This is a genomic window from Sorangium sp. KYC3313, from assembly GCF_052075895.1.
Taxonomy (GTDB): domain Bacteria; phylum Myxococcota_A; class Polyangia; order Polyangiales; family Polyangiaceae; genus Sorangium; species Sorangium cellulosum_B.
This window is the reverse complement of the sequence record NZ_CP197255.1, coordinates 2,639,410-2,664,238: the sequence shown is the minus strand read 5'-3', so window position 1 is coordinate 2,664,238 and position 24,829 is coordinate 2,639,410. Positions and strand designations below refer to the sequence as shown.

At 72.6% G+C, this 24,829-nt stretch carries 19 protein-coding genes and 1 other RNA gene; 15 read left to right on the top strand and 5 right to left on the bottom strand.

What is annotated here, in order from left to right; genetic code table 11:
• The first annotated feature begins 34 nt into the window (after positions 1 to 34).
• Positions 35 to 1,762 (top strand): acyl-CoA dehydrogenase family protein, encoded by a 1,728-nt coding sequence (locus tag ACSRUE_RS10415; RefSeq protein WP_441290866.1) that lies wholly within the window; start codon positions 35 to 37, stop codon positions 1,760 to 1,762.
• 260 nt (positions 1,763 to 2,022) lie between these two features.
• Positions 2,023 to 3,264 (top strand): serine/threonine-protein kinase, encoded by a 1,242-nt coding sequence (locus ACSRUE_RS10410; RefSeq protein WP_441290865.1) that lies wholly within the window; start codon positions 2,023 to 2,025, stop codon positions 3,262 to 3,264.
• A gap of 69 nt (positions 3,265 to 3,333) precedes the next feature.
• Here ACSRUE_RS10410 and ACSRUE_RS10405 read toward each other — a convergent pair whose 3' ends face one another.
• Together ACSRUE_RS10405 and ACSRUE_RS10400 are read right to left on the bottom strand one after the other, a co-directional pair.
• Entirely contained in the window at positions 3,334 to 4,089 is a 756-nt protein-coding gene (locus ACSRUE_RS10405; protein WP_441290864.1) for a hypothetical protein, read from the bottom strand.
• Positions 4,090 to 4,140: 51 nt separating this feature from the next.
• Complete coding sequence (locus ACSRUE_RS10400) at positions 4,141 to 5,241, bottom strand: DUF362 domain-containing protein (RefSeq protein WP_441290863.1); 1,101 nt, start codon at positions 5,239 to 5,241, stop codon at positions 4,141 to 4,143.
• Between the two features lie 336 nt (positions 5,242 to 5,577).
• Between ACSRUE_RS10400 and ACSRUE_RS10395 the strand changes: the two genes are divergently transcribed.
• The 10 genes from ACSRUE_RS10395 to ACSRUE_RS10350 all read left to right on the top strand — a co-directional run bounded on the left by ACSRUE_RS10395 (position 5,578) and on the right by ACSRUE_RS10350 (position 16,570).
• Positions 5,578 to 6,198: a helix-hairpin-helix domain-containing protein gene (locus ACSRUE_RS10395; protein ID WP_441290862.1), complete on the top strand. Its 621-nt coding sequence runs from the start codon at positions 5,578 to 5,580 to the stop codon at positions 6,196 to 6,198.
• Positions 6,199 to 6,462: 264 nt separating this feature from the next.
• Complete coding sequence (locus tag ACSRUE_RS10390) at positions 6,463 to 7,950, top strand: UDP-N-acetylmuramate--L-alanine ligase (RefSeq protein ID WP_441290861.1); 1,488 nt, start codon at positions 6,463 to 6,465, stop codon at positions 7,948 to 7,950.
• Positions 7,947 to 8,819: an inositol monophosphatase family protein gene (locus ACSRUE_RS10385; RefSeq protein WP_441290860.1), complete on the top strand. Its 873-nt coding sequence runs from the start codon at positions 7,947 to 7,949 to the stop codon at positions 8,817 to 8,819. The genes ACSRUE_RS10390 and ACSRUE_RS10385 overlap by 4 nt, the downstream gene beginning before the upstream one ends.
• A gap of 264 nt (positions 8,820 to 9,083) precedes the next feature.
• Positions 9,084 to 9,276: non-coding RNA, 6S RNA (gene ssrS / locus ACSRUE_RS10380), on the top strand.
• Between the two features lie 268 nt (positions 9,277 to 9,544).
• Complete coding sequence (locus ACSRUE_RS10375) at positions 9,545 to 10,387, top strand: hypothetical protein (protein WP_437763950.1); 843 nt, start codon at positions 9,545 to 9,547, stop codon at positions 10,385 to 10,387.
• Positions 10,388 to 10,390: 3 nt separating this feature from the next.
• A complete protein-coding gene (locus ACSRUE_RS10370; protein WP_441290859.1) occupies positions 10,391 to 12,157 on the top strand; it encodes an MXAN_5187 family protein in 1,767 nt (588 codons plus the stop codon).
• Positions 12,158 to 12,199: 42 nt separating this feature from the next.
• A complete protein-coding gene (locus tag ACSRUE_RS10365) occupies positions 12,200 to 13,771 on the top strand; it encodes an OmpP1/FadL family transporter (RefSeq protein ID WP_441290858.1) in 1,572 nt (523 codons plus the stop codon).
• Positions 13,772 to 13,955: 184 nt separating this feature from the next.
• Positions 13,956 to 14,915 carry a thioredoxin-disulfide reductase gene (gene trxB / locus ACSRUE_RS10360; RefSeq protein WP_437763947.1) on the top strand — a complete coding sequence of 320 codons (960 nt, stop codon included), beginning with the start codon at positions 13,956 to 13,958 and terminating at the stop codon, positions 14,913 to 14,915.
• Between the two features lie 10 nt (positions 14,916 to 14,925).
• Positions 14,926 to 16,029, top strand: a complete 1,104-nt coding sequence (locus ACSRUE_RS10355; protein ID WP_437763946.1) for a uracil-DNA glycosylase family protein — start codon at positions 14,926 to 14,928, stop codon at positions 16,027 to 16,029.
• A gap of 1 nt (position 16,030) precedes the next feature.
• Positions 16,031 to 16,570, top strand: coding sequence for a DUF2085 domain-containing protein (locus ACSRUE_RS10350; protein ID WP_441290857.1), 540 nt, complete (start codon positions 16,031 to 16,033; stop codon positions 16,568 to 16,570).
• A 3-nt stretch (positions 16,571 to 16,573) separates the two neighbouring features.
• On the opposite strand, the gene ACSRUE_RS10345 is transcribed toward ACSRUE_RS10350, so the two are convergent.
• On the bottom strand, positions 16,574 to 17,725 hold the full coding sequence (locus ACSRUE_RS10345; protein ID WP_441290856.1) for a hypothetical protein: 1,152 nt from the start codon (positions 17,723 to 17,725) through the stop codon (positions 16,574 to 16,576).
• Positions 17,726 to 18,271: 546 nt separating this feature from the next.
• The gene (locus ACSRUE_RS10340; RefSeq protein ID WP_441290855.1) at positions 18,272 to 19,051 is read right to left on the bottom strand and encodes an ExbD/TolR family protein; all 780 of its coding nucleotides are present in this window, start codon (positions 19,049 to 19,051) and stop codon (positions 18,272 to 18,274) included.
• 62 nt (positions 19,052 to 19,113) lie between these two features.
• Here ACSRUE_RS10340 and ACSRUE_RS10335 point away from each other — a divergent pair, with 62 nt between their 5' ends.
• From ACSRUE_RS10335 to ACSRUE_RS10325, 3 genes are all read left to right on the top strand, one after another.
• A complete protein-coding gene (locus tag ACSRUE_RS10335) occupies positions 19,114 to 20,727 on the top strand; it encodes an AMP-binding protein (RefSeq protein WP_441290854.1) in 1,614 nt (537 codons plus the stop codon).
• A 109-nt stretch (positions 20,728 to 20,836) separates the two neighbouring features.
• Positions 20,837 to 21,442 carry a hypothetical protein gene (locus ACSRUE_RS10330; protein WP_441290853.1) on the top strand — a complete coding sequence of 202 codons (606 nt, stop codon included), beginning with the start codon at positions 20,837 to 20,839 and terminating at the stop codon, positions 21,440 to 21,442.
• A gap of 124 nt (positions 21,443 to 21,566) precedes the next feature.
• On the top strand, positions 21,567 to 23,591 hold the full coding sequence (locus ACSRUE_RS10325) for a hypothetical protein (RefSeq protein ID WP_441290852.1): 2,025 nt from the start codon (positions 21,567 to 21,569) through the stop codon (positions 23,589 to 23,591).
• 230 nt (positions 23,592 to 23,821) lie between these two features.
• Here ACSRUE_RS10325 and ACSRUE_RS10320 read toward each other — a convergent pair whose 3' ends face one another.
• Positions 23,822 to 24,739, bottom strand: a complete 918-nt coding sequence (locus ACSRUE_RS10320; protein ID WP_441290851.1) for an alpha/beta fold hydrolase — start codon at positions 24,737 to 24,739, stop codon at positions 23,822 to 23,824.
• Positions 24,740 to 24,829: the final 90 nt, after the last annotated feature.

Here is a 24,829-nt window from a genome sequence, read left to right as displayed (position 1 = left end):
GGCCGAGCGGCCTGCTCCAGGAAAGGACGGTCCGATGCCTCCCACGATCGAGCAGAGCTTCATGAAGGCCCTCTTCCACGGCATCATCGCCGAGGACATCATCTTCCCGTACCCCGAGATGCCCGCCGAGGACCGGGAGACGACGTCGATGATGCTCGACAGCGTGCGGCGGTTCTTCGCGTCGAGCGTCGACAGCAGCCGGATCGACCGCGAGCACACCATCGATCCGGGCCTCCTGGCCGAGATGAAGCGGCTCGGCCTGATGGGCCTGCAGATCCCGGCCGAGCACGGCGGCGTCAACCTCAGCAACATGGCGTATGCGCGCGTGATGCAGGAGATCGGCGGGCTCGACGCGTCGATCGCCGTCACCCTCGGCGCGCACCAGTCGATCGGCTTCAAGGCGATCCAGCTCTTCGGGACGGAGGAGCAGAAGCAGCGCTACCTCCCGAAGCTCGCGACCGGCGAGTGGATGGCGGCCTTCGCCCTGACGGAGCCGGGCGCCGGCTCCGACGCCGCGGCGATCAGGACGCGCGCCGAGATGTCGGCCGACGGCTCGTACTACACCCTGAACGGGTCGAAGATCTGGATCACGAACGGCGGCTTCGCCGACGTCTTCACGGTGTTCGCCCGGACCTCGGCGCTCGAGGAGGGCAAGAAGCCGAAGCTCACCGCCTTCATCGTGGAGCGGAGCATGGGCGTGAAGAACGGGCCGAACGAGCAGAAGCTCGGGATCCGCGGCTCCTCGACGACGGAGCTCTTCTTCGACGACGTGAAGGTCCCGCGCGAGAACGTGCTGGGCGAGGTCGGCAAGGGCTTCAAGGTCGCCGTCGAGGTGCTCAACAACGGGCGCCTCGGGCTCTCGGCGGGGTGCGTGGGCGCGTGCAACACGCTGATCCGGCTGGCGCTCGACCGGGTCCAGGAGCGGCGCGCGTTCGGCCGGAGCATCGGCGACTTCGGGCTCATCAAGGACAAGATCGCGACGATGCTCGCGCACACGTACGCGCTCGAGTCCATCACGTACCTGACGGCGAGCCTCGTCGACGCCAAGGTCCCCGACTTCTCGATCGAGAGCGCGATCTGCAAGGTCATGGGGAGCGAGACCCTGTGGTTCGTGGTCAACGAGACGCTCCAGATCGCGGCCGGCATCGGCTACATGGAGGAGTACCCCTACGAGCGGCACCTGCGCGACGCGCGGATCAACATGATCTTCGAGGGGACGAACGAGATCCTGCGCTGTTTCATGGCGCTCTCCGGGATGAGCGGCCCGGGCAAGGCGCTCGCGGACGTCGCGAAGGCGATGCGAGAGCCCATCAAGGGCTTCGGGCTGCTCAGCGATTTCGCGCTCCGCAAGGCGCGCTCGGTGCTCGGGCGCGAGCGGATGTCGAAGGCGCACCCGCTGCTCAGCCGGGAGGCGGTGATCTTCGAGGAATGCACCGCCGAGCTCGCCACCCACAGCGAGGACATGCTCCGGAAGCACGGGAGGGAGATCGCGGAGATGCAGTATGCGCAGCGCCGCATCGCGGAGATGACCATCGATCTCTACTGCGTGGCCGCGTGCATCTCGCGCACGACCCGGGCCATCGAGCGGCGCGGGGAGGACGGCGCGCGGCGGGAGATCGATCTCACGACCGTGTTCACCGGCATGGCGCAGAAGCGGCTGCGGCAGCACGTCGCCGACTTCCAGAAGAACGACGACGAGCTGCGCAAGGCCATCGCGGTGCGAGCTTATGCGGATCGCGCCTACCCCTTCGACATCCTGTAATCGCAGTCTGCCGCACCTCGACGGACATCGATTCACCTCAAGTCACATCAAGTCACATAGAGTCACACACGCGCCACGCGCGCTTCGGCGCAGTACGCTCATTCATTGTGAGCTGCGCTCTGTTTCGGGACGTTTTCGGCTCACCGCCCGGACGGATTGCTCTATAGTTTGATCAGGCGTAGTATCGGGGGTGGACCCTTCGACAGGAATCAGGTGATCACTTGTCCCAGGCTAGAGCATTGGGTGGCAGGTGCGGAGCCATGAAGGAGACTGCTGAAGGTCGTGCCGTGATGGACAAGTACCGTCTCGAGCGCAGGCTCGGAGGCGGTGGGATGGGTGATCTGTGGCTGGGCTTCGATATCAAGCTCAGGCGGCGGGTCGTCATCAAGTTCATCCGGAGCTTCGCGGCGACGGAGCCCGAGCTCATCGCCCGCTTCGAGCGCGAGGCCCGCGCGTCCGCGCGCGTCCGGAGCCCCTACGTCATCGAGACCTACGATTACGGCGTCGATCGCGGCTGCGCGTTCATCGTCATGGAGTACCTCGAGGGAGAGGACCTGAATCGCCGCCTCGAGCGCGAGGAGCGGATCCCGCTCCCGCAGGCGACGGCCTTGTTCACGCAGCTCGGCAAGGCGCTCGACGCGATCCACGCCGCGGGGGTGATCCACAGGGATCTGAAGCCGGGGAACATCTTCATCACGTCTTCGGCGGGCGACGATCTGGTCAAGGTCGTCGATTTCGGCGTCGCGAAGTCGTCCTGCTCGCGCGATCGGATCACGAAGACGGGCATGGTCCTCGGGACGCCCAGGTACATGAGCCCCGAGCAGACCATGGCGCCCAGGCAGGTCGATTACAGGAGCGATCTCTGGTCGATGGCGGTGATCCTCTACCGCGCGATCACCGGCCAGTGTCCGTTCGCGGGCGCCAACATCAATGAGCTGGTCAGGCACATCTGCCAGACGTCGTTCCCGAGGGCGTCCGCGCTCGCGCCCGAGCTCCCGCCCGGGGTCGACGCGTTCTTCGCCCGAGCGTTCGAGTTCGAGCCGGAGGCGCGGTTCCAGTCGGGCAAGGAGATGATGGAAGCGTTCTCCGCGATCGTGCAGGTGCCGACCTCCATGCCGTCGTCGGAGTCGTCGCGGGCGATCCCCGTCCCGCCGCCCTCCGAGCGGAGCGCCATCGTGAAGCGGAGCGCGATAGGCGCGGTCGCGGCCCCGCTTCGCTGCGCGATGGATGATCAGACGACCATGGCCGCCATGCTGGCGGCGCCGGCGAACGATCTCGGCAGCCCCACGGCGACGGACGCGGCCGTCGAGCCCGCCTCCGCCTCGTGCGACCGGCAGAGCGAGGTCGTGCTGGACAGCCGCGTCCTGCCGCCGCTCCGGGTCCCGTGGATGGTCGCCGTCGGCCTGCTCATCGCGGCCGCCTGCGTTGTTTTCCACAGCGTGGCTCAGGGCGCGCCGTGGTCGCACGAGGCCGCGGAGAGCCCGGCGCCCGGGGGACCGTGATCTCGCGGGGCGTCGCGACGCCGCCCTGGCGCTCGCATCGCCGGCCATCGCCAGGGCGCGGCGGCGCCGCTACCGCGCGCTGGTCGTGGGCGCCTCGGTGATACCGGACGTCCACTTGAGCTTCGGAGCGCCCTCGTCGATCCAGCGGTCGCGCACCCGGCGCGCGAGCTCGGGGTGCTGGGTCGACTTCACGGCCATCGCGGCCATGAGGCAGGTCCCCGGCCACGACTCGTAGACGGCGATCGCTCCGACATACTCGTCGCTCGCGAGCACCGACTCGACGCTGCCCTGGAGGACCTTGAACACGAGCGGCCGCACCTCGCCGTCGATCTCCTGCGTCGTGCGGATGATCTGCGCCTCCCCGAGCCGCACGCCGTAGCCATCGGCGAGCGGCGCGTGCTTCGCCCAGAACTCGTCGAGGCAGCTGTCGGGATCGCTCGGCCCGGAGGTGCTCGTGTAGAGGACCGTCAGGGCGGCGTAGTGCTCGTCGCCGTACCGGAAGGTCGCGCGCGTCGGGTGGCTCCAGATCCGCAACCCGCGCCAGCTTCGCCAGTCGACCAGGGGCACGTCGAGCGTCTTGAAGGGGTCCTGGCGTCGGCCCCACGGCTCGTTGAGCAGCCGCTCTAGCGCGGCCCGCTCCGGGTCTGCCGCATCGCCCCCCGGGTTCTCGCGCGTCACCGAGTCCGGCGTCGGCGGCAACCCCGGCGCCCTCGGCGGGGGGCTGTTGCTGCAAGCGGTGACCGCAAGGGAGACGAGCAGAGGGGCCGCGGCGGACGCGATCCCCCCACGCAGGAACGAACGCGCAAGCGAGCTGGAGCGGGGCATGGGCAACACGAGCCTCGGCTGGCAGCCCCGCGAGCGGTTTCCGCGGCGCCGCTACAGTCGGACCTCGCGCATCGCGATTTTATTCTTGTCGAAGACGCCCAGACCGAGCTCGCCGGCGATGCGGATGTACGAAGGCTCACGGCTCGCCTCTTTCAGCGTGGGCAGTCCGTTCTCCTTGCGCCACGCCTCGACCACGCCCCAGCCGATCACGTCCATCGCGACCGGATCGGTCGTGGCGTAGACCGACTCGTGGAGGACGCGCCGCTTCGGGTTCTTGTCGAGCGGACCCTGGTCGTAGATGAGCTTGAAGCCGTCCGTGATGTGCAGGCGGACACGGCTCTTCACGACGTCCTGCCCGTAGAGCTCCGCGATCTGCGGGCTCGCGGTGTGCTCGTGGAAGGAGTGCGGGTTGATGGTCGCGCCGTGGGTGATGTTCTTGAGGCAGCCGGTATAGCCGCAGATCGAGTGGTCCTTGATCAGCGAGACGTTGATCACCGCCGTCGCCTGGGTGAACGGGCGCACGAACTTGGTGGGGATGCCGCAGACCGAGATGCTCGGCATCACCGCGTCCTTGTTCTCGTGAACCGCGGCGCGGATCCCGACCGGGAACTCGGCCGCCGGCTTGGCGCTGCGGTCGGCGCAGCGGGTGCCGGCGAGGAAGGACGGGTACTGCTCGAAGATCTCCACGTTCTCCGCGGGGACGCCCGCCGCGATCACCCCGCGCACGATCTCGAGCACGAGCTCCTTGTTGGTGGCCATGGTCGCCCCCTTCTGGCCGGCGATCCCGTTGGTCTTGATCGCCACGCGGTCGTCCTTGTGGACGAACCGCGCGAAGGCGGCCCCGAGATCGGCCTTCCCGGTGAGCTCGGCCATCGCCCGGTCGAGCATCACCTTCGCCGCGGACGCGTCGGGCCAGAGGCCGTTCGGCTGCATCGTGTTCGCCTTCGTGACCTTCACGATCTTCCCCGGAATGGAGAGCGGCGTGAAGCCGGGGGGCGGCGCGGCCGCGAGGCTCAGGGGCGCCTCGGCGAACGCCGCGCGCGGGCCGAGGAGCGCGGCGCCCGCGGCGCCGGCGACGAGCCCGCCGAGGAAGCCTCGGCGCGAGCGCCCCGCGGGGCCGGGATCAACGAAGCGACGGGGATCGTGGGGCATAAGACCTCGTGGTGAGAGCGCCTCGCGGCGGTGGTGGATGCCGCCGGTCGCGGGGCGCCCGGGGCGCTGATGGTAGCCGAGCTTCTCGCTCGAGACACGGCGCTCGGCCGCCCGGCGGCGAGGTCGACCGCGCCGCGCCGCGCGACTCCGCCATGGCGGCGCCAGGGCCCGGAGCGCCTCCCACCCGGGATTTGCTCGGGTTTCCAGGCAAGCGCGCGCCGGCACGCCGCTCGCTTGGCGGTGGCGGCGACGCCGAGGAGACGAACGCCGCGCGCGGGTGCGCGGAGGGCGACGTCCCTGGCACGAGACGGGAAGACCGGAAGGAGACGCGGCACGATGCAAGCGACATCGAAGGGGACAGGCTCGCCCGCCGGGCCGGCGGATGCAGCGCAGGACAACGAGGTGATTCGCCCGTGGCGAGCGCGGGCGCTGGCAGCGCTGAGGGACTCGGCCTGGACCGCGCTGGGCGGCAAGGTCGCGGCCTACGTTGCGGGGTTCTTCGCGCTGGCGCTCGTGGGCTCCGGGCACGCGCTGAGCCTGCTCCCGGCCCGCCCGGCAGACGCGGCCCGCCCGCCGGACCCGACCGCGGAGCTGGCGATGGTCGCCGTCGATCCAGCGCCGCTCGGCTCCGCCGGAAGCCCGCCGCCCCAGGCCAGCTCCGAGCCCGGCGCCGACGCGGGGGCTGCAGCGGTGGAGCCGCCACCGCCCAGCGATGGCGGGGCCGGCGCTCCCGCGGGCGCCGGCGTGACCGCAGACGGAAAGGTCGTGCTGAACCTCGCGACCGAGGCGGACCTCCGGCGCCTTCCCGGCATCGGCCCGGCGAAGGCGGCCGCGATCCTGGCGCTGCGAGCCAAGCTCAAGCGCTTCCGGAAGGTCGATGACCTGCTCCGGGTCAAGGGGCTGGGCCGGCGGTCGCTGAAGCGGCTGAGGCCGCTCGTGCTCGTCGATCCGGCTTGACGCTGGACGCGAGCCGCAGCGCCGGCTCGCCTCCTCGGTCGAGCCGTCCAGACAGGGAGTCTGCCAGGACCGGTAAACCCGCGGAGCGTGAGATGTCGAGTCAAGGCGCGCTCGTTCTCTTCGGTCTTTCCGCAACGAGATCGCGCGCGCGACTCAGCATCGCGGACGTGGCGCGCGGCGACTCCCTGGGACCAGCGCGGTCTGGCGAGCTCTCGCGCGGATGCCCCCTTGCCCCCCCGGGGCGCTCGGGCACACTGCGCCGCGATGCACGTCCACTTCGTCGCCGTCGCGGGCACCGGCATGGGTGCGCTGGCGGGGCTCTTCAAGGCCGCGGGGCACGACGTCTCGGGCTCCGACGTCTCGTTCTACCCGCCCATGGGGCCGGCCCTCGAGCGGTGGGGCATCCGCCTCTTGACCGGGTTCGATCCCGCGCACCTCGACCCCCGGCCCGATCTCGTCGTGATCGGGAACGTCTGCCGCCCGACGAACCCCGAGGCCCGCGCCGCGATCGACGGAGGCATGCGGGTGACCACGATGGCGCACGCGCTCGCGGATCACCTGCTCGCGGGCCGCTCCCCGCTCGTCGTGGCCGGCACGCACGGCAAGACGACGACGAGCTCGATGTGCGCGTGGATCCTTCACGAGGCGGGCAGGGACCCTGGCTTCCTCATCGGCGGCCTGCCGAAGAACTTCGAGGCGAGCTTCCGCCTGCCCCGGAGCGCCTCCTCGGCGAGCGACCGCCGCGGCCTGCCGCTCCTCGGCGAGGCGGGCGCTGGGCGCCGCAGGACGCCGTTCGTCGTCGAAGGCGACGAGTACGACACCGCCTTCTTCGAGAAGACGCCGAAGTTCTGGCACTACCAGCCCGAGGTGGGCGTCGTCACGTCGATGGAGCACGATCACATCGACATCTACCCCGACGCCGCGTCCTACGAGGCGGCGTTCCGCGGGTTCGTCGAGCGGATCCCGGAGACCGGGCTCGTCGTGGCGGCCGCGCACGATCCGCGGGTCGTCGAGCTGGTGTCGCGATCGGCGCGCGCAGAGGTCGCGTGGTTCGCGCTCGAGGGCGACGACACGCACGGGCGGCCGCCGCACTGGCTCGCCGCGCCCGCGGAGGCAGGCGAGAGCGGCCAGTCGTTCGATCTGTACGCCGGCGGCGTCCTGGCAGGGCGCTTCGCCCTGCAGATGCCGGGGCACCACAACGTGCGCAACGCCATCGCCGCGATCGCGGCCTCGGCGCAGGGCTTCGGCGTGCCGCTCTCGACCGCGACCACGGCGCTCGCCGGCTTCGCGGGCGTCCGGCGCCGGCAGGACCTCCTCTTCGAGGCGCGCGGGGTCCGCGTCTACGACGACTTCGCGCACCACCCGACCGCGGTGGACGAGACGCTGCGCGCGCTCCGGTCCAGGCACCCGGGAGGCGCGCTGTGGGCGGTGTTCGAGCCGCGCAGCGCGACCGCGTGCCGCGCCCTCCACCAGGAGCCCTACGCGCGCGCGTTCGACGCGGCCGACCGCGTCGTGCTGGCGCCGCTCGGGCGCCCCGACATCGCCGCCGGCGAGCGGCTCGATCTCGACAGGCTGGTGCGCGACATCGAGCGCGGGGGCAAGCGCGCGGAGGCGTCGGCCTCGGTGGACGCGATCGTCGCCGCGATCGCGCGCGACGCGCGGGAGGGCGACACGATCGCGCTCCTGTCCAACGGGGCGTTCGGCGGCATCTACGAGAAGCTCCGCGGCGCGCTGTCGGCGGGGGCGCGATGAGCGGGCGCGGATCAGCCGAGCTGCTCGAGCTCTCCGGGATCGCGCTGCGCGTCGCCGAGGAGGCGGCGGCGCTCGTCCAGGCCGGGTTCCGGGCAGGGCCGCGCGGCCTGCGCGTGGAGGAGAAGGGGCCGCACGATCTCGTGACCGAGTTCGACCGGGCGAGCGAGGACCTGCTCGTGGCGCGGCTCGACGCGCTCACGCCCGGCGTCGCCGTCGTCGGCGAGGAGCAGAGCGCCGCGCGCCGCGCGGAGCCGCGCGGCGGGCTCGTCTGGTACGTCGATCCGCTCGACGGCACGACGAACTTCGTCCACGGCCATCCGTTCTGGTGCGTGTCCGTCGGCCTGATGGAGGACGACGTGCCCGTCGCCGGCGCCGTCGTCGCGCCCGCGCTCGGGCTCCGCTGGACGGGCTTCCGGCCGCGCGGCGCCGCTCGCGCGGCGGCGAGCACGGCGGCGATCGACGGAGAGGCGCGCCGCAACGGCGAGCGATGCGCGGTCAGCGCCACGGCGTCGCTGCAGCGCGCGATGGTGGCGACCGGCTTCCCGCCGATCCGCGACCGGGCGCCGGACAACAACTTCGACGCCTTCATGACCGTCAAGCGCAACGCGCAGGCCGTGCGTCGTTGCGGCAGCGCGGCCATCGATCTCTGCATGGTCGCGGACGGAACCTACGATGCGTACTGGGAGCGCCGGCTGCATGTATGGGACGTCGCCGCCGGAAGCGCGATCGTGCGCGGCGCGGGCGGCGTCGTCACCGCGCTCGACGGCGGTCCGCCGAACTACCACACAGGCAACATCGTGGCGTCGAACGGCCTCGTCCATGCCCCCATCGTCGCGCTGTTCTCTCACCCGGGCTCGCCGACCAGCTAGGCGCCGGCCCGCTCGGGGCTCCCCGTACGCCATCAGGCTCTCGTGCAGGACGCGCGCAGGACTCACGGGTGAATCGGGCGAGATCCTTGCGCGATTCATGCACGACCCGTGCGAGCGACGTGAACCGCGAACGGCGAGCGAACGGCGACCAGCAACCAGCGACCGGCGAACGCGACCATCAAAACATGAGCAAAACATGAGCAAAACAGGAGAACGTGCGGAAGAGCGGTTGACGGAGCCGCCCAGTGAACTATCCTATGGTTGTTCCCTCTGCCGACTTCGTGAGGCGCTGGACGATTGAATCCCGAGTAAGCAAGAACCAGGGAGCCAGCAACGATACCGTGGTGAGCTAGGCCCGGAATCATTCACCGGGAAGCCTGAAGCGGTACTTAGGCTCCCACCTAGCAGCTATGCTAGGGGTTCAAGTCCTTCGGCCCACGTCCTCGGCGGTACGGAACATCTCTCCCCTGCGGGCCGTCCAAGCGGCCCGCAGTTTTTTTTTGATGCCCTCGACATGCGCCCGGCGACCGGCGCACCGCGGCATCACCTGACGGCGGGGGGTCCCCCCGCCCGGGCGCGGCGCCACGGCGCTCGCGGCACCGGACAAGGCCAAGCACACCGGACAAGGAACGGGGAGCCCGGAGGGCGGCGCGGGCGGGGCACGCGGCGCACGGCCCGGCTTTTGTTTCCGTTCTCATCCCCCTTCCGGTAGCTTCGGGCCCGCGATGGATACGAGATCCCCTCGATCGGCAGGTGCGCAGCACGGCGAGCAGGGCCCGCTCGTCGGCGCAGCGCGGTTTGGGTCGTCAGGCCACCTCGCGCGCTGCCTCCCCGGCAGCTCGCGCTTCGTCCGGCGCCTGGCCTTGACGCTCGCGATCCTCACCGTGCCCGGGGCCGCCCTGGCGGCGGTGACGATCAAGGGCCGGGCGACGGGCATGCCCAAGCTCCTGAACCCGGCCTGGAACGAGGCCAAGGACCCGAAGGCGAACCGGTACACCTTCCGCGAGCCGTCCCCGACCGTCCGCGCCGATGTCCGCGCGCTCTTCGGCTACGCGCCGAAGGAGCTGTGCATCGCCGCGCTCGGCGAGAAGGGCGCGCCGCTCAAGACACCGCGATCGGTCGTCATCGCGGGCGGCCGCACCTCGCCCGTGACGCTCGTCGTCGCCGAGGGCCAGCAGATCCAGTTCGAGAACCAGGACCCGTTCCCGCACAAGATCTACGACGTCGGCAACAAGGGGCTCCAGCCGGTCGAGATCGCCGCGGCCAAGACCCGCGCCTGGACACCGCCAGGCCCCGGCAAATACGAGCTCCGCGACCAGCTCGCCCCGAGCGTCCGGTCGTGGATCGTCGTCGAGCCGAGGGCGGTGGCCGTCGCCTACCCGGATCGTCAGGGCAACTTCGCCATGGAGATCGAGGCCGGCACGTACACGCTGCAGGGCTACTTCAACGGCGAGCCGGTCGGGAAGGCCATCGAGGCGATCGTGAAGCCCGGGCCGGACGAGCAGTTCATCAGGGAGCCGGTCGTCGTGGGTGCGGCCGGCGGACCGAGCGCGGAGGCTGGAAAGTAGGCCATGCTGCTGTCGCGTTTCTGGTACGGGGTGCTCGCGCTCGCGCTCGGCGCCGCGGTCTTCGTTCTCTTCGTCGCCGCGCAGCTCTACAACCGCTCGAGCCACCGCGCGATGAGCGAGGCGCTCAGCGCCGACTCCAGCGCGGTCGAGTGGTTCCTCAACGACGACGCCCGGAAGCGCTCGAGCGCGCTCATCCGGGTCGCGCTGAACCCGGCCCTGCGGACCGCGCTCGCCAAGTCGTCGACCGAGGCCAAGCCCGGCGCCGAGCTGCGCGAGAAGGCCCGCACCGCGCTGCGCGCCGCGACCGCGGAGGTGCCCCCGGAGCTCAAGTTCGATCACGTGTGGGCCGTCGACGCGACGGGGCGGGTGATGGCGTCGGTGGACTTCGAGCACCGCGAGGACTGGGAGCTCGGCGGCTACCCGCTGGTCGCCGACGCACTCCACGGCTGGATCCGCGATGACGCGTGGGTCTGGAAGGGCCGCATCCTCCGCGTCGTGGCGCGCCCCGTCGAGCAGGACGTGAACGGCGAGCCGGTCGGCGCCGTGATCGGCGCCAAGATCATCGACGACACCTTCGCCCGCGCCGTCACGAAGCGCACCGGCGCCGCCGTCGGCTTCTACGCCGAGGGGGCGCGCGTCGCCTCCGGCGCGCCCGAGGGGTTCGACAAGGCGAACCTCGACCAGATCACGCAGGATCTGAAGCTGCTCGACGACAACAAGGACTACGTCGAGAAGGGGCGCTCGGAGGTCCGCGTCATCGGCCAGCACCTCGGCGTGGTCTACGCGCGGCTGCCCGGCGAGGCGTGGGAGCTCGGCGCCGGCTACGCGGTCGGCCGCCTCGCGGCGTCGGTCGACTCGCCGCTCAACTTCCTCGACAAGGCGAACAACGACGACAAGAGCGAGGTGCCCACGGTGCTGCTCTTGGTCGGCGTCCTCGCCGTGGCCGCGATCGGGCTGGTGCTCTCGTTCTTGGAGCACACGCGGCCGCTCCATGTCTTCCGCGGCGAGGCGGCGCGCTTCGCCAAGGGCGAGGTCGACGTGCTGGCGCCGAGCCGCTTCCGCGGCGCCTACCGGAAGATCGCGGCCGACATCAACGACGGCGTCGAGAAGGTGGCCGCGAAGGGCGGCGCGCCCCGGAAGGCCGCCGACCTCGAGCAGGTGCTCGGCCCGATCCCGGCACAGCCGGCGATGAGCGCGTTCTCGGTGCCGCTCGGCCCCGGCGAGCCGCGCCCCGACTCGCGCCCCTCGTACCCGAAGCCCATGGTGAGCCCGCGCGGCCCGACGCGGCGGCCCGGCTCGCACCCGCTCAGCGGCCCGCCGCCGGCCCGCGACTCCGTGGAGCCGGTCGAGGCGATCGAGGAGGTCTCGGAGGCGGGGATGGCGATCTCCGCCGTCGAGCCCGCGGGCGCTCCCGGGCGCCCGCCGCCGCGGCGCCCGCCGCCGCCGCCGCCGCCGCCCAGGGCGCCGGGGGCGCCCGCCGTGCCGAACCCGCTCCCCGAGGCGGCGAGCGCGCCGGCAGCGCCGGCGCCGCAGCAGGACGGCGCGGGAGATCCGGACGAGCTCACCGAATGGAACGCCGTCTACGAGGAGTTCCTGTCGGTCAAGCAGCAGTGCGGGGAGCCCACGAACGCGCTCACCTTCGAGAAGTTCAAGGGGACCCTGCAGCGCAACAAGGACGCGCTCGTGGCGCGCCACAACTGCTCGCGTGTTCGCTTCACGGTCTACGTGAAGGACGGCAAGGCGGCGCTCAAGGCGTCTCCGGTGAAGTGAGGCCGCGCGGCGGGGATCGCCGCGCGGCGGGGACGGGGGGTCATGAAACGAGGATCTGCCGGCGCCGCGGGCGCCGTGTTCGCTGCGATGGTGGCCGCCGGCGCCGCGCGCGCGTCGTCGGGGCTCGACTCGCCCGACATCGGGGTGCTCCAGCTCGGCCGCGGCGGGGCGTGGGTCGCGCGGGCGGACGACCCGCTCGCCGCCTACTTCAACCCGGCGGGGCTCGCCGCGCAGCGGAGCGGCGCCCACGGCGGCGTCCACTTCATCGAGCTGGCCCAGTGCTTCACGAGGCTCGGCCCCGGCGGCCGCCCCGTCCCGCCGAGCGCCACGACGGCGATCCCGGCGCCCGGCAGCGACGGGGGCCCCGACCCCGAGGTGTGCGCCGAGGGCGGCCTGTTCCCGAACCCGCAGCTCGCGGCGACCCTGCGCCTGAGCGACGCGCTCGCCCTCGGCGTCGCGGTGCTCGGCCCGCACGGCGTCGGCGAGCGGGCATGGCCCGAGTCGCTCCGGTACACGCACCCGAGCTTCGGCGACATGACGCAGCCGTCGCCGCAGCGGTACCTGCTCACGTCGCTCGACGCCCTGATGTTGATGCCGACGCTCTCGGTCGGCTTCACCCCCGCGGAGGGGGTCTCGCTCGGCGCCGGCTTCATCTGGGGCACGGCGGCCATCGATTTCGTCAACTTCAGCGAGGCGCTCTCGGGCGAAGGGGGCGACGACTTCAAGGCGCACGGCGACCTGCGCACGCGCGCGAAGGCGACCGACCTCTTCATCCCTGGGTTCGTGCTCGGCGCGCGCTGGGCGGCGGCGGCTCACCTGGACCTGGGCGCATGGTTCAAGTGGCAGGACGCCGTGCGCGCGAAGACCGATCTCACCATCGAGTCTCGCTACTGGACGCCGGCAGGGGCGAAGGACGAGGCGCCGTGCAAGGGCGAGGCGCCGGCGTGCAACGTCACCGAGGAGCAGAACGCCGGCGATCTCACGATGCGGATCCCCATGGAGGCGAAGCTCGGCCTCCGGTACCACATGCCCCGCGCCGGCGCGCGGAGCGCCGCGAGCGCACGCCGCGCCTCCGCCGCTGAGCCCCGCGTCCGCGACCCGATGGCGGACGACCTCTTCGATGTGGAGCTCGACTTCACCTGGGCCAACAACAGCGCGGTCGACGCGATCGAGGTCCGGTTCCGCAAGGGCATCGCCGTGCGCGGCACGAGCGTGGGCACGGTGCCGCCCAACGCCGACGTCCCGCACCGCTGGCGAGACGTCCTGGGAGTCCGGCTCGGCGGCGATTTCGTCGTGCTCCCGAGCCTCCTCGCGCTGCGCGCCGGCGGCTTCTTCGAGAACAAGGGGCAGGACGACGCCGATCTGAACCTCGACTTCCACCTCGGCTACCGGATCGGCGTCGGGGCCGGCGTGACCGCGCGAGTCGGCCCGGTCGACATTTCAGCCGCGTTTCAGCATACGTCCTTCGGTGCGCTGGACAACGGCGGGAACGGGCGCCTCAAGGCCGTCTCCGGCGCTGCGCTGAGCGGCTACCGCAGCATCCAGAGCGTCAACGGCGGCCGCTTCGAGAGCAGCCTGGACGAGTTCGGTCTGAGCGGAACGATGCGCTTCTGAGCGAGCGGCTGCTCGGGCGTGCCTCCGACGTGCGTCCGACGTACCTCCGACGTACCTCCGACGTACCTCCGACGTACCTCCGACGTAGCGGAGCGCAGGAGGCGGAGCCGCGGCGCAGCGGAGGCGCGTCGACCGCCGGGGCGGTCGACGCGGAAGGCGGTCGCGCCTATAAGATGCCTCCACCATGAGTGAATCGAACGTCCGCAACCTGGTCATCATCGGCTCCGGCCCCGCCGGGCTCACCGCCGCCATCTACGCGGCGCGCGCCAACCTGAAGCCGCTCCTCATCGAGGGCTTCAGCGCCGGCGGCCTGATCCCGGGGGGCCAGCTCATGTTCACGACCGACGTCGAGAACTACCCCGGCTTCCCCGAGAAGATCACCGGCCAGGAGCTGATGCAGCGCTTTCGCGATCAGGCCGCTCATCAGGGCACCGAGATCGTGACGGCGGACGTGACCAAGGTCGAGCTGACGGGCCACCCCTTCAAGGTGTGGGTGGAGGACACGCTCTACCTGACGAAGGCGGTCGTGATCGCGACGGGCGCGCGCGCCAACTACATCGGCCTCGAGAGCGAGGACAAGCTCAAGAACAAGGGCGTCAGCGCCTGCGCGGTCTGCGACGGCGCGCTCTTCCGCGGCCAGGACGTCGTGGTCGTCGGCGGCGGCGACACGGCGATGGAGGAGGCCACCTACCTGTCCGGCCTCTGCAGCAGCGTCACGCTGGTGCACCGCCGCGACGAGTTCCGGGCGTCGAAGGCGATGGTCCAGCGCGTGGTCGAGAACCCGAAGATCAAGATCCTCTACAGCCACGTGGTGGAGGAGGTGCTCGACGTGAAGGCCGATATGGTGACGGGCGTCCGCGTGAAGAGCACGAAGACGGGCGACAGCCACCTCGTGCCGGCGGCGGCGATGTTCGTCGCGATCGGCCACACGCCGATGACCGATCTCTTCGTGGGGCAGCTCGACACGCACCCGAACGGCTACCTGAAGACGGTGCCGGGCTCGACGCGCACCAACATCCCGGGCGTCTTCGCCGCGGGCGACGTGCAGGACTGGAACTACCGCCAGGCCGTCACGGCCGCTGGCACGGGCTGCATGGCGGCCCTCGACGCGGAGCGCTGGCTCGCGCAGCAGGGCGGCCACTGAGGGGACGACCATGGTCGAAGCGCTGCGCGAAGAGCTCGCCGATCTGACCGCCTCGGTCCGGGCGTTCCTGGAATGGCACGCAACGACCGGCACGGACGGAATGCCGGGCCACCCTGCAGCGCTCCACGAGGCGCTGGGCGCGGCTCCTTCGGACGGCGCGACCCCGGCGCCTCGGCGGCCGGAGCGCGGCTTCTCCGGGCAGGATGCGCCCTCGCCGCCGGTGGCGCGAGGGGGCAGCGGCGCGGCGTTCTCGCCGCCGCCGCCGCGCGGTGGCGCCGCGGGCGCCCCTCTGCCGCATCCGGAGCAGCGCGGAGCCACCGCGAGCGCCTCCCTGCCGCATCCGGAGCAGCGCGGTGGCGCAGCTGGCGCCTCCCCGCGGCCGGAGCAGCGCGGCGGCTCCGAGCTGCAGGGGGCGTGGTCGCCGACGCAGGCGCAGCGAGGTCCCGAGCCGTCGCCCCGGCCTGCCGTGGGCGCCGCACCGGCGCATCGCGCGGAGACGGCTGCACGCGCGAGCGCAACGCTGCCGGACACGAAGGAGGAGCGCGCGGCGCGGCTCTCGCTCCTCGCGGAGGAGGTCCGCACCTGCCAGAAGTGTCCGCTCCACGAGGGCCGCACCCACACCGTGTTCTCGCGCGGCGACCCGAGCTCCGAGGTCGTGTTCATCGGCGAGGGGCCAGGGGCGGAAGAGGACCTGCAGGGGCAGCCGTTCGTCGGCGCGGCGGGGCAGCTGCTCGACAAGATGATCGCGGCGATGGGGTACCACCGCGACGAGGTCTACATCTGCAACATCGTGAAGTGCCGGCCGCCGAAGAACCGGAAGCCAGAGCCGGCCGAGATGGCGGCCTGCAGCCCGTACCTCACCGCTCAGCTCGCGCTGATCAAGCCGAAGGTGATCGTGGCGCTCGGCGCCACCGCGGTGCAGGGGCTGATCGGCACGAGCGAGGGGATCACGAAGCTCCGCGGCACGTGGAAGCTCTACAAGGGATCGATCCCGATCATGCCCACGTTCCACCCGGCCTACCTGCTGCGCCAGCCGGGCGCGAAGCGAGAGGTGTGGAGCGACCTGAAAGAGGTGATGCGCCACCTCGGCAAGAGCGCGCCCGACAGAGGCTGATGTGGCCGCGCGCGCGTCCGGGCGCGGACAGCCAGCGGCGCAGGTGCCCGCCGCCGTCCACGCGGGCGCCGAGCCGCACGCGCCCGGCGAATCGAGCCCGGCCGAGCAGCCCTCGCTGCTGTCGATCGTGCGCTCCGCGCTGTTCCTCCTCGGCGCCCTGCCCTGGTGCCTCCCCCTCGCGCGGAGCCACGCGCCGCTCGGAGAGCTCGGCGCAGCGCTCGATCGTGTCTTCGCGCCGATGTGCCACCGGATGCCCGAGCGATCCCTCGCGCTCGACGGCGTCGTCATGCCGCTCTGCAGTCGCTGCGCTGGCATCTTCGCCGGGCTCGCGGCGGGCGCCGCGATCGCGCGCCCTCGCCTGGCGATGACGGCGTGGCGCCCGATCCTCATCACCCTCGCCGCGCTGATGGCGGTCGACGTGGCGACCCAGGACCTCGGGCTGCGCCCCGTCTGGCACGCGAGCCGCCTCGCCACGGGCGTGGCCTTCGGTTATGCCGCGGCCGCGGCGTTCCTCGCGCAGATCGCTCGCCGCCCGCTCTAGGCGCTACTTACGGCCGCCCATGGCCCTGCACTCGTGGACGGGGCCCTTCGTGGCGTTGCGAACGCAATCGCTGTACGCGGCGAGTCCGTCCTTCCACTTGCCCGTGTCCTGGAGCGCCGAGCCCAGGTAGAGATAGGGCAGCGCGTCGCTCGGATCGGCCGCGATGGCCGCGCGGGATGCCTCGATCGCGTCCTTGTACCTGCCGCGGTTGAGGAAGCTCAGCGCCTCCTTCTTCAGCTTGCTCGCGTCCTCAGCGCCGGCCGCCGGCGCCGCGGCCTTCTCCGCCGCGGCCTTCTCCGCCTCGGCCTTCTCCGCCGCAGCCTTCTCCGCCTCGGCCTTCTCCGCCTCGGCCTTCTCCGCCGCAGCCTTCTCTGCCGCGGCCTTCTCCGCCGCGGCCTCCTCTGCCTCGGCCTTCTCCGCGCCGGCCGCCGCCTTCACCGGATCGGGAACGGCGCCGGCGCCTTTTGCAGAGGACTCCGTCAGCGCCGATTCGGCTTGCGCAGGCGTCTTCGCCCGTGCCGGAGAGGGAGCGCCCGCCGCGGCCAGGAGCTTCGTCTCGACGGGCGCTGGCCTCGGAGCCGGCGCGGCCATCGCGACCGGCGCAGGTGAGGACGGCTTGCTCGAGAACACCGCCTTGGCGACGACCGCCACGGAGATCACCCCGGCGAGCCCTGCGACGGCCGCGACGATCCGACGAAGGCGCGCCCGCCGGGCGAGGGTCTCGGGCGACAGCTGATGAACCACGACGAGGCGCTCGTCAGCGTGATCGTCGGAGCCGCTGGCCACCTCGGCGAGCGGCGGGAACGACTCTTCCTCCTCGCGCCGAAAGAACGCCGCCGTGGGCGACGAAGGGTCGATCAGATCGAGCGCATCCTCGTCGGACGCCAGCTCATCGGGCGGGGACGCAAGGGCACCCGGCTGGCTCAGGGCGCCGGCTTGTGGAGCCATGATCAACGGGTCGCGCTCCAGCCCCTTGTCTGGGCCCGCGTCGTCCGTGTCGCCTGGAACGGCGCGCAGCGCGGCGAGCGCCTCGGACGCCGGCGCAGCCGCAACCACCGGCGCAGCCGCAACCACCGGCGCAGCCGCAACCACCGGCGCAGCCGCGGCCACCTCCGCGACGATCGGTGCGGCGGGCGCATCGAGAGCCGGCGACACAGCGGGAACGTCATCCGCGGCGCGGGCCGCCGGCGCAGGAGCGGCGGAACACTCAGCTACCTCGGCGACGACGTCCGAGCCGCTCGCGACCGGCCTCGCGGAGTCCCTGGTCGCGACGGCCGGCCCCTCAGGCGCCGCCGACGCCCGCGGCTGGGAGGCCCGGGGACGGAGACTCCGGCCCCTGTTCGCGCGGGCGGATCCAAGAAGTCGCTTCGACATGTCCGAACCATCCTCCCGTGATTGTCACGCCCCCGATGGCGCAGGGGACCGGCGACTCGCCCTATTCATGATCCAGGCCGACCCCAACGGCGAGCGCTCGCCCGCGCATTTCTGTGCCTTCGCAGCACCATCGCCTGTGCCGGATCGTGCCGCGGTCACCCCAGCCAACCCTACCCGCGCTCGAACGAGCACACACGCCATCTCGCCCCACCGCGTTCGACAGCCCCTCCGCAAAAATGCGCATCGAGCGCACCCGCTGCCTCCTGCGGCCGGTGTGCCCCGAAGGCACGGCGATCCAGGTGATGGATCCCCCCGGCACTGCGCACGTCAGCTTCCACCGAGCTGCACTGGCCGCCCCGCGACCGGGGCAGCGCGGAGCAGGACGAGCGTGTCGAGCTTCTTCTTCGCGTCGGAAGCCATGACCGTGCCCGCCAGGTTGTGCGCCATCTCCCAGGGCACCTCGTCGTCCGCCGAGAAGAAGGCCACCGTCGCGCTGCACGCGGCGATGTCCTTCGTGAGCTGCTCGCCGGTGTTCGACAGATCCGGGCCGGCGAGCCCCTTGCGCTGCTTCTTGCCCATGCCGCCGCCGAACGGCCAGATCGCCGTCGCGAGGTCCTTCAGCACCATCGTGCTGACGGCGCAGGAGGGCGGCTTCGACACGCGCCCCTCGGGGACCACCGTGATCTCCTTCGGGAGGTCGTCCCGCCCGTCGGTCTTGATGACGACCTTCGGCGCGCCGGCCGCGCCGAGCTCGGTCACGACGGCGGCGACGGCGCTCGGCTTCGCCCTCTTGTCGGCCAGCAGCGTCACGGGCTTGCCCTCGATCGGCAGCTCACGGATCACCTTCGTCAGCTTCTCGGGCCCCTCCTTGTGCGCCAGATCCACGCGCTGGCCGCCGATGTACGGGCCCATGGAGTCGACGAGCAGCTCCGGCATGCCCTTCGGCTTCGGCGGCGCGACGGGCGCCTCGGCGCTCGAGGCCGCCGTGGCGGCCGCGCCAGGCTCGGCGGGCTTCGGCGCGCTCTCGCACGCCGCCGCGGCCAGGAGCAGGCCGGCGGCGAGCGCGAGGCGCGGCGAGGCGCTGAAAAGGAGGCAGGAAGCTCTCATGGCGCGGCAGTGTAACCAACCGGCCTGGCTCCGCGCACCCCCGCTGTGCGAGAGTCCGCGCGATGGCTTCCCCGCTCGTCGAACGGCTCGCGCAGCTCGGCTCGTCCGCCCGAACCGCCGTCGAGGACGAGCGGGGGCAGACCACCTTCGCGGCGCTCCTGGAGCGAGCCCTCCGCGTCCGCGGCGCGCTGCTCGCCGGCGGCGCGCGGCCCGGCGCGGGTGAGGCCGAGAGCCCGAGCTCCCTCGCGGGGGAGCGCATCCTGCTCCTCGTGTCGCCCGGCGCGGCGTGGGTCTCGGCCTTCCTCGGCGCCCTCCTCGCCGGGGGGATCGCGCTGCCGCTGTCGGCGCTCTATCCGCCGGCAGAGCTCGAGTGGCTCGCGAGCGACGCCGGCGTGCGGCGGATCATCACCGACGGCGAGCTCGCCGCCGTGGCCGCCCCGATCGCGCAGGGCCGCGCCGTGCTCCGCGTGGAGGACCTGGAGCGCGCCGCGCCCGGGCGAGACGCGGCGATCTCCGACATCGCCGCGGACGATCCGGCGCTCCTGCTCTACACGAGCGGCACGACCGGCAAGCCGAAGGGGGCGCTGCTCACGCACCGCAACCTGGCCGTGCAAACGGAGCTCCTGCGCGCGGCCTGGGGCTTCTCGGATCACGACCTCTTGCTGCACGCGCTGCCGCTGCACCACCTCCACGGCGTCGTCATCGCGCTCATGACGTCGCTGCTCGCGGGCAGCGCGACCCGGATGCTGCCGCGCTTCGACGCCCAGCGCGTCGCCGCCGAGATCGCGCGCCGCTCGGTGACGTCGTTCATGGCGGTGCCGACCATGTACCAGCGGCTGTTCGAGCACGTCGACCGGGGCGGCGCGCCCGGCTTCGCCGCGGGGGCGAAGGCCCTGCGGCTCGCGACGAGCGGCTCCGCGGCGCTGCCGGTGACGCTCGCCGAGCGCTGGCGCGACCTCACCGGCACGATCCCGCTCGAGCGCTTCGGGATGACCGAGATCGGCGTCGGTATGAGCAACCCGCTCGATCCAGGCGCGCGGCGGGCAGGCTGGGTCGGCTTCCCGCTGCCGACCGTCGAGGCCCGCATCACGGACGACGCGGGCAATGCGTGGACGCCGGGGGAACGACCGCCGGGCGATCCGCGAGCGCCGCGCGACGCCGCGGTCGCGCGGGGCGAGCTCTGGATCCGCGGGCCCAGCGTCTTCAAGGGGTACCTCGGGCGCGAGGACGCCACCGCCGCGGCCTTCCAGGACGGCTGGTTCCGCACCGGCGACGTCGCCGAGCGCTCCAGCGACGGGCGCTTCCGGCTCCTCGGGCGGACCTCGGTCGATATCCTCAAGAGCGGCGGATACAAGCTGTCCGCCCTCGAGATCGAAGAGGCGCTGCGGGAGCACGGCGCGATCGCCGAGGTCGCGGTGATCGGCGTCCCTGACGAGGCGTGGGGAGAGCGCGTCGTCGCGGTCGTCGTCGCCGCGCCCGGGCGAGAGGCGGAGTGCGCCACCGGACCGCTCCGCGCCTGGGCGAAGGAGCGCCTCGCGCCCTACAAGGTCCCACGCGAGTCGATCGTCGTGCGGGCGCTGCCGCGCAACGCGATGGGCAAGGTCGTCAAACCAGAGCTGGTGAAGACCATCGCAGCGGGCATTGCCGTGGAGGAGCGCGGCCCTCTCGCGCGGTAGACGCGCGAGACGCGCGGTCGTCGCTGAACGCGCGAGACGCGCGGTCGTCGCTGCTTGACCGACGCGCTCGGCTCCGGCCTACTCGACGCCGATGCAGCCTGCCAGCCCCATGGTCCAAGCCCAAGCCGCGCACGGCGGCCTCGCGGTTCAACCGTTCTCGCACCCCACGTACACGATCAAGCGGCCTTTCTGGTCGCTGCTCGGCCGCAAGTTCCACGTCTATGCGCCGGACGGCTCCCTCGTCTGCTTCGTCAAGCACCCGCTGCTCAAGCTGCGTGAGGAGTTCACCCTCTTCGCGGACGAGTCGGAGTCGCAGCCGCTGCTGACGATCCGCGCGCGGGAGGTCATCGCCCTCAACCGGTGCCTCGACGTCCTCGACGCGCGCACCGGCGAGCGCGTCGGCACCCTCCGCTCGCGCGGGCTCAAATCGATCGTCCGCGACACCTGGGACATCCTCGACCCCGCGGATCAGCCGGTCGGGCTGATGCAGGAGGACGGCGCCGCGCTGCTCCGCCGCATGTTCCCGCTCCTCATCGGGAAGTGGCACATCGAGCTCCACCAGCAGGAGGTCGCGAAGGTGAAGCAGGTGTTCCGGTGGTTCGTGAAGGAGTTCACGCTCGACCTGTCGATGAACCAGGGGCGAATCGACGCCCGGTTCGCCATCGCCTGCTCCCTGCTCGCCCTCATGGCCGAGACCGCGCGCGAGTCCCGCTAGGCCCCCACCCGAGACCCGCCGCGGCCTCGCGAGAGGCCCGCCGATGCCGCGGCCGGCGCTGCCTTCGGTCGCTCGCTCGCCGAAACTTGGCCCATTTCCGCGAGCTCTGCGAGGGTCCCGCGCGATGCGCCTCGATCCTGTCTCCCGCCTCGACTCCGCCTCCGAGGAGGGCCGACCGACGTCCCCCCCTGCGCCCCCGTGCGGCACGGCCCGCTTCGCCCCGAGCGAGCAGGGCGCCGACTCCGAGCGCGAGCTCAGGTCGCAGCGCTTCCTCTGGGCGAGCGCCCCGGCGGCGCCCGACGGGCAGCTCCGCGCGACGATCGAGGAGGCCGTCGAGCTCGCGCTGGCCCTGCGCGGCGCGCTGCCGCCGCGGGTCCAGGCGGGCGCGCCGATCGAGGTGGTGATCGCCGACCAGATCTTCCGGTCCAGGGCGCTCGGCGCCGCGGGCCTCGCCGTCGCCCTTCCGCGCCTCGCGGGCGGGCGCTCGGCCTCGCCGCGCGCGCTCCACCCGGACGACAGCGCGACGCTCCTCGCCTGGCTCGGCGCGGCGCGCGAGGCGCCCGTCGCCCTCGTCTTCGACGCGGACGACAGGTCCGCGCAGGTGCTCGCGCCGGTGCCCCTCGCGGACCTCGTCGAGAGGAGCACGCGCGACGGGTACGGCGCCGTCTCCTCCATGCCCCCGCGCGGGCAGGCGCGGAGCCTCGCGGCGCGCGGGGAGGAGCGCCCCGCCGGGCCGACGCAGCCGAGCGCCGGAGCGAGAGCCCCGATCGAGGCGCTCCCGGCGGGGCCAACAGCCGTGGACGAGGCGCTCCAGGCCCGATCGACAGCCCCGGACGAGGCGCTCGAGGCCAGGCCGACGGCCCCCGAAGCGCATGGAGCACCGGCGTCGCCCGCCTCCGCCGAAGGGCGGACGGATGGGCGGCTGCGCGGCGTGCTGCCCCCCCGCTCCTCGAGGATCCGCCGCGCAGACGCGCCGGCCGCCGTCGCCGGGAGAAGCGCCGTCGCGGCGCGGGCGCCGGGCGCGGGCACGCCGCCGGCCACGGACGAGACGGCCGCGATGGCGCCCGCCAGCGGCGAGCCGGGCGCGCCGGCCGCCGAGCCGGGCGCGCCGCACGAGGAGCGCGGCGCAGCGACGACGCTCAGGCCGCCGCGAGGGGCGCACGAGGCCGCGCCGAACGCGCCGAACGCGCCGAACGCGCCAAACGCGCCAAACGCGCCAAACGCGCCAAACGCCGACGAAGCCCAGGCGGACGCCGACGCGCCCCCGCAGGCGCGGCGGGAGCGGAAGACGCCGCGCGACCGGGTCCTCAGCGCGGCGGAGTGGCGCGCGCTCGCCGTCGAGCTCGACAACGCCCGCGGCCCGAAGCCGGTCCGGGTCATCGAGCAGCTGTTCGCGACCCATTACACGCCGCTGCTCGGCGCGACGCTCGCGGGCGAGACGGACGCTGCCGTGCGCGGCGTCGTCGACAGCTGGAGGACCAGCTTCGAGCACAGCTACCGGGAGGCGTTCTCGGCGCTGCGCGTGACCGGCAAGCGGCCGCCCATGGTGTTCGACGCCCCGGACATCGCCGCCCGCATCGCCCGGCTCAACGGGGCGCGCGGGGTGAAGCTCCTGCTCGTGGACGCGATGCGCTTCGATCTCGGCGAGCGGGTCGCCGCGCACATGAAGGAGATCCTGGTGGATCGGGCGATCCTGGTGGAGCGATCGCTTCTCTGGGCGGCGCTGCCGCCGACGACGACGGCGCAGATCTCGCTGCTCGCCCGAGGGCCGGACGGGCTCCGCGAGACGATGCCCCCGAGCGAGGCGGAGCCCGCCATCGCCCGCGGGCGCGCGGTGGCGACGCTGCGGCGCGAGCGGGTCGGGTCGCGGGAGCTGATGAAGCTCGACCTCGTGGAGGCGCGCCTGCGCGCCGCCGGGCCGCCGTTCGCCGAGCGGATCGAGGCCATCGCGGAGGAGGTCGCCGACGTGATCGCGCGGTTCATGGCCAGCCTGCCGCCGCGGACGCTGCTGCTCGTGTTCGGCGACCACGGGTTCCGCATGACGCCGATGGGAGACGGCAGCGCGACCGGCCCGGCGTCGCAGGGCGGAGGCTCGCCCGAAGAGGTGCTCGTCCCGGCGCAGGCGTGGCTCGTCGGCGGCGTGCACTGAGGCCCTCGACGGCGATCCTCCCCTCCCGGACCGCGATCCTCCCATCCCGGACCGCGATCCTCCCCTCCCGGACCACGATCCTCCCCTCCCGGACCACGATCCTCCCATCCCGGACCACGATCCTCCCATCCCGGACCGCGATCCTCCCCTCCCGGACCACGATCCTCCCATCCCGGACCACGATCCTCCCCTCCTGAACGGCACGGCGATGTCGTGCCATCGCATGAGGGCTACGGGGAGGGAGCTGCTCCGGCCGAGAGGAATGCGGTGAGCGCCGGGAGGACGAGCGCCGGATCCTCCAGGTGGGGCGCGTGCCCGAGCGGCACCATGTGCAGCGTGGCGCGGGGGATCGCCGCGGCCGCGGCGATGCCGATCGGCGCCGGGAACACGTCGTCGCGCTCGCCCCACAGCACCAGCGTCTCCGCGTCGATCTCGCCGAGCCGCGGGAGGCGATGGGGAACGGCGCCGAGGGCGGGGAACAGCGCGTTGAACGCGGCGGCGGGCGCGACCCGGCCGTCCGGCACGGCGTAAAGCTCGCCGTGCAAGGCGGCCAGACGCTCGCCGAGCGGGGTGGGCCGCGGCGGACGGAGGCGGCGGAAGAGCGCGGGGCCGAGCACCCGCACCAGGCGCTCCGGCGGGGCGCGGAAATAGGCGCGGCTCCACGCCGTCATGACGGGACCGACCCCCATCGCGCCGATGAGCACGAGCTTCCGCGGGCGCGCGCGCTTGCGGAGCGCGATCTCCGCCGCGACCAGCGCGCCGAGGGAGTGGCCGACGAGGGCGGCGTCGCCGAGGCCCAGATCGAGAAGGAGCTCCTCCACGGGCTCGGCGAAGAAGCGGAGTCCTTCCTCGAAGCCCCCGCCGCCGAAGGGCGGAGACGACGCGTGACCGAAGCCGGGAAGATCCACCGCGACGACGCGGTGGCGCCGCGCGAGCTCGGGGAGCAGCGGGAACCACGTCGTCGCGGCGTTCCCGCGGCCGTGCAGGAGGACCACCGGCGAGCCGCCGCCGCCCTCCAGGTAGCGGAGCGTCGAGCTCAGCGCGGCGCGGCGATGCACAGCGAACGGCGGCGCGCCCGCGGTGAGCTCCGCTAGGATCGCGCTCTCGACCGGGCCAAGGCGAGAGACGACGGCGTGGACGTTCGTCACAGGCGCATTCCGTAGCGCGATCGAAACGGCGCGGGAATGCCGCAGCCCAGAAGCAGCCCAGAACCAGAAGAACCAGCGGGAGAGGGCCGC

What these genes read in the sequence shown, in the direction of transcription:
- ACSRUE_RS10415 (WP_441290866.1), top strand. Translation starts at nt 35, where the DNA reads ATGCCTCCCACGATCGAGCAGAGCTTCATGAAGGCCCTCTTCCACGGC.
- ACSRUE_RS10410 (WP_441290865.1), top strand. Translation starts at nt 2,023, where the DNA reads ATGAAGGAGACTGCTGAAGGTCGTGCCGTGATGGACAAGTACCGTCTC.
- ACSRUE_RS10405 (WP_441290864.1), bottom strand. Translation starts at nt 4,089, where the DNA reads ATGCCCCGCTCCAGCTCGCTTGCGCGTTCGTTCCTGCGTGGGGGGATC.
- ACSRUE_RS10400 (WP_441290863.1), bottom strand. Translation starts at nt 5,241, where the DNA reads ATGCCCCACGATCCCCGTCGCTTCGTTGATCCCGGCCCCGCGGGGCGC.
- ACSRUE_RS10395 (WP_441290862.1), top strand. Translation starts at nt 5,578, where the DNA reads ATGCAAGCGACATCGAAGGGGACAGGCTCGCCCGCCGGGCCGGCGGAT.
- ACSRUE_RS10390 (WP_441290861.1), top strand. Translation starts at nt 6,463, where the DNA reads ATGCACGTCCACTTCGTCGCCGTCGCGGGCACCGGCATGGGTGCGCTG.
- ACSRUE_RS10385 (WP_441290860.1), top strand. Translation starts at nt 7,947, where the DNA reads ATGAGCGGGCGCGGATCAGCCGAGCTGCTCGAGCTCTCCGGGATCGCG.
- ACSRUE_RS10375 (WP_437763950.1), top strand. Translation starts at nt 9,545, where the DNA reads ATGGATACGAGATCCCCTCGATCGGCAGGTGCGCAGCACGGCGAGCAG.
- ACSRUE_RS10370 (WP_441290859.1), top strand. Translation starts at nt 10,391, where the DNA reads ATGCTGCTGTCGCGTTTCTGGTACGGGGTGCTCGCGCTCGCGCTCGGC.
- ACSRUE_RS10365 (WP_441290858.1), top strand. Translation starts at nt 12,200, where the DNA reads ATGAAACGAGGATCTGCCGGCGCCGCGGGCGCCGTGTTCGCTGCGATG.
- trxB (WP_437763947.1), top strand. Translation starts at nt 13,956, where the DNA reads ATGAGTGAATCGAACGTCCGCAACCTGGTCATCATCGGCTCCGGCCCC.
- ACSRUE_RS10355 (WP_437763946.1), top strand. Translation starts at nt 14,926, where the DNA reads ATGGTCGAAGCGCTGCGCGAAGAGCTCGCCGATCTGACCGCCTCGGTC.
- ACSRUE_RS10340 (WP_441290855.1), bottom strand. Translation starts at nt 19,051, where the DNA reads ATGAGAGCTTCCTGCCTCCTTTTCAGCGCCTCGCCGCGCCTCGCGCTC.
- ACSRUE_RS10335 (WP_441290854.1), top strand. Translation starts at nt 19,114, where the DNA reads ATGGCTTCCCCGCTCGTCGAACGGCTCGCGCAGCTCGGCTCGTCCGCC.
- ACSRUE_RS10330 (WP_441290853.1), top strand. Translation starts at nt 20,837, where the DNA reads ATGGTCCAAGCCCAAGCCGCGCACGGCGGCCTCGCGGTTCAACCGTTC.
- ACSRUE_RS10325 (WP_441290852.1), top strand. Translation starts at nt 21,567, where the DNA reads ATGCGCCTCGATCCTGTCTCCCGCCTCGACTCCGCCTCCGAGGAGGGC.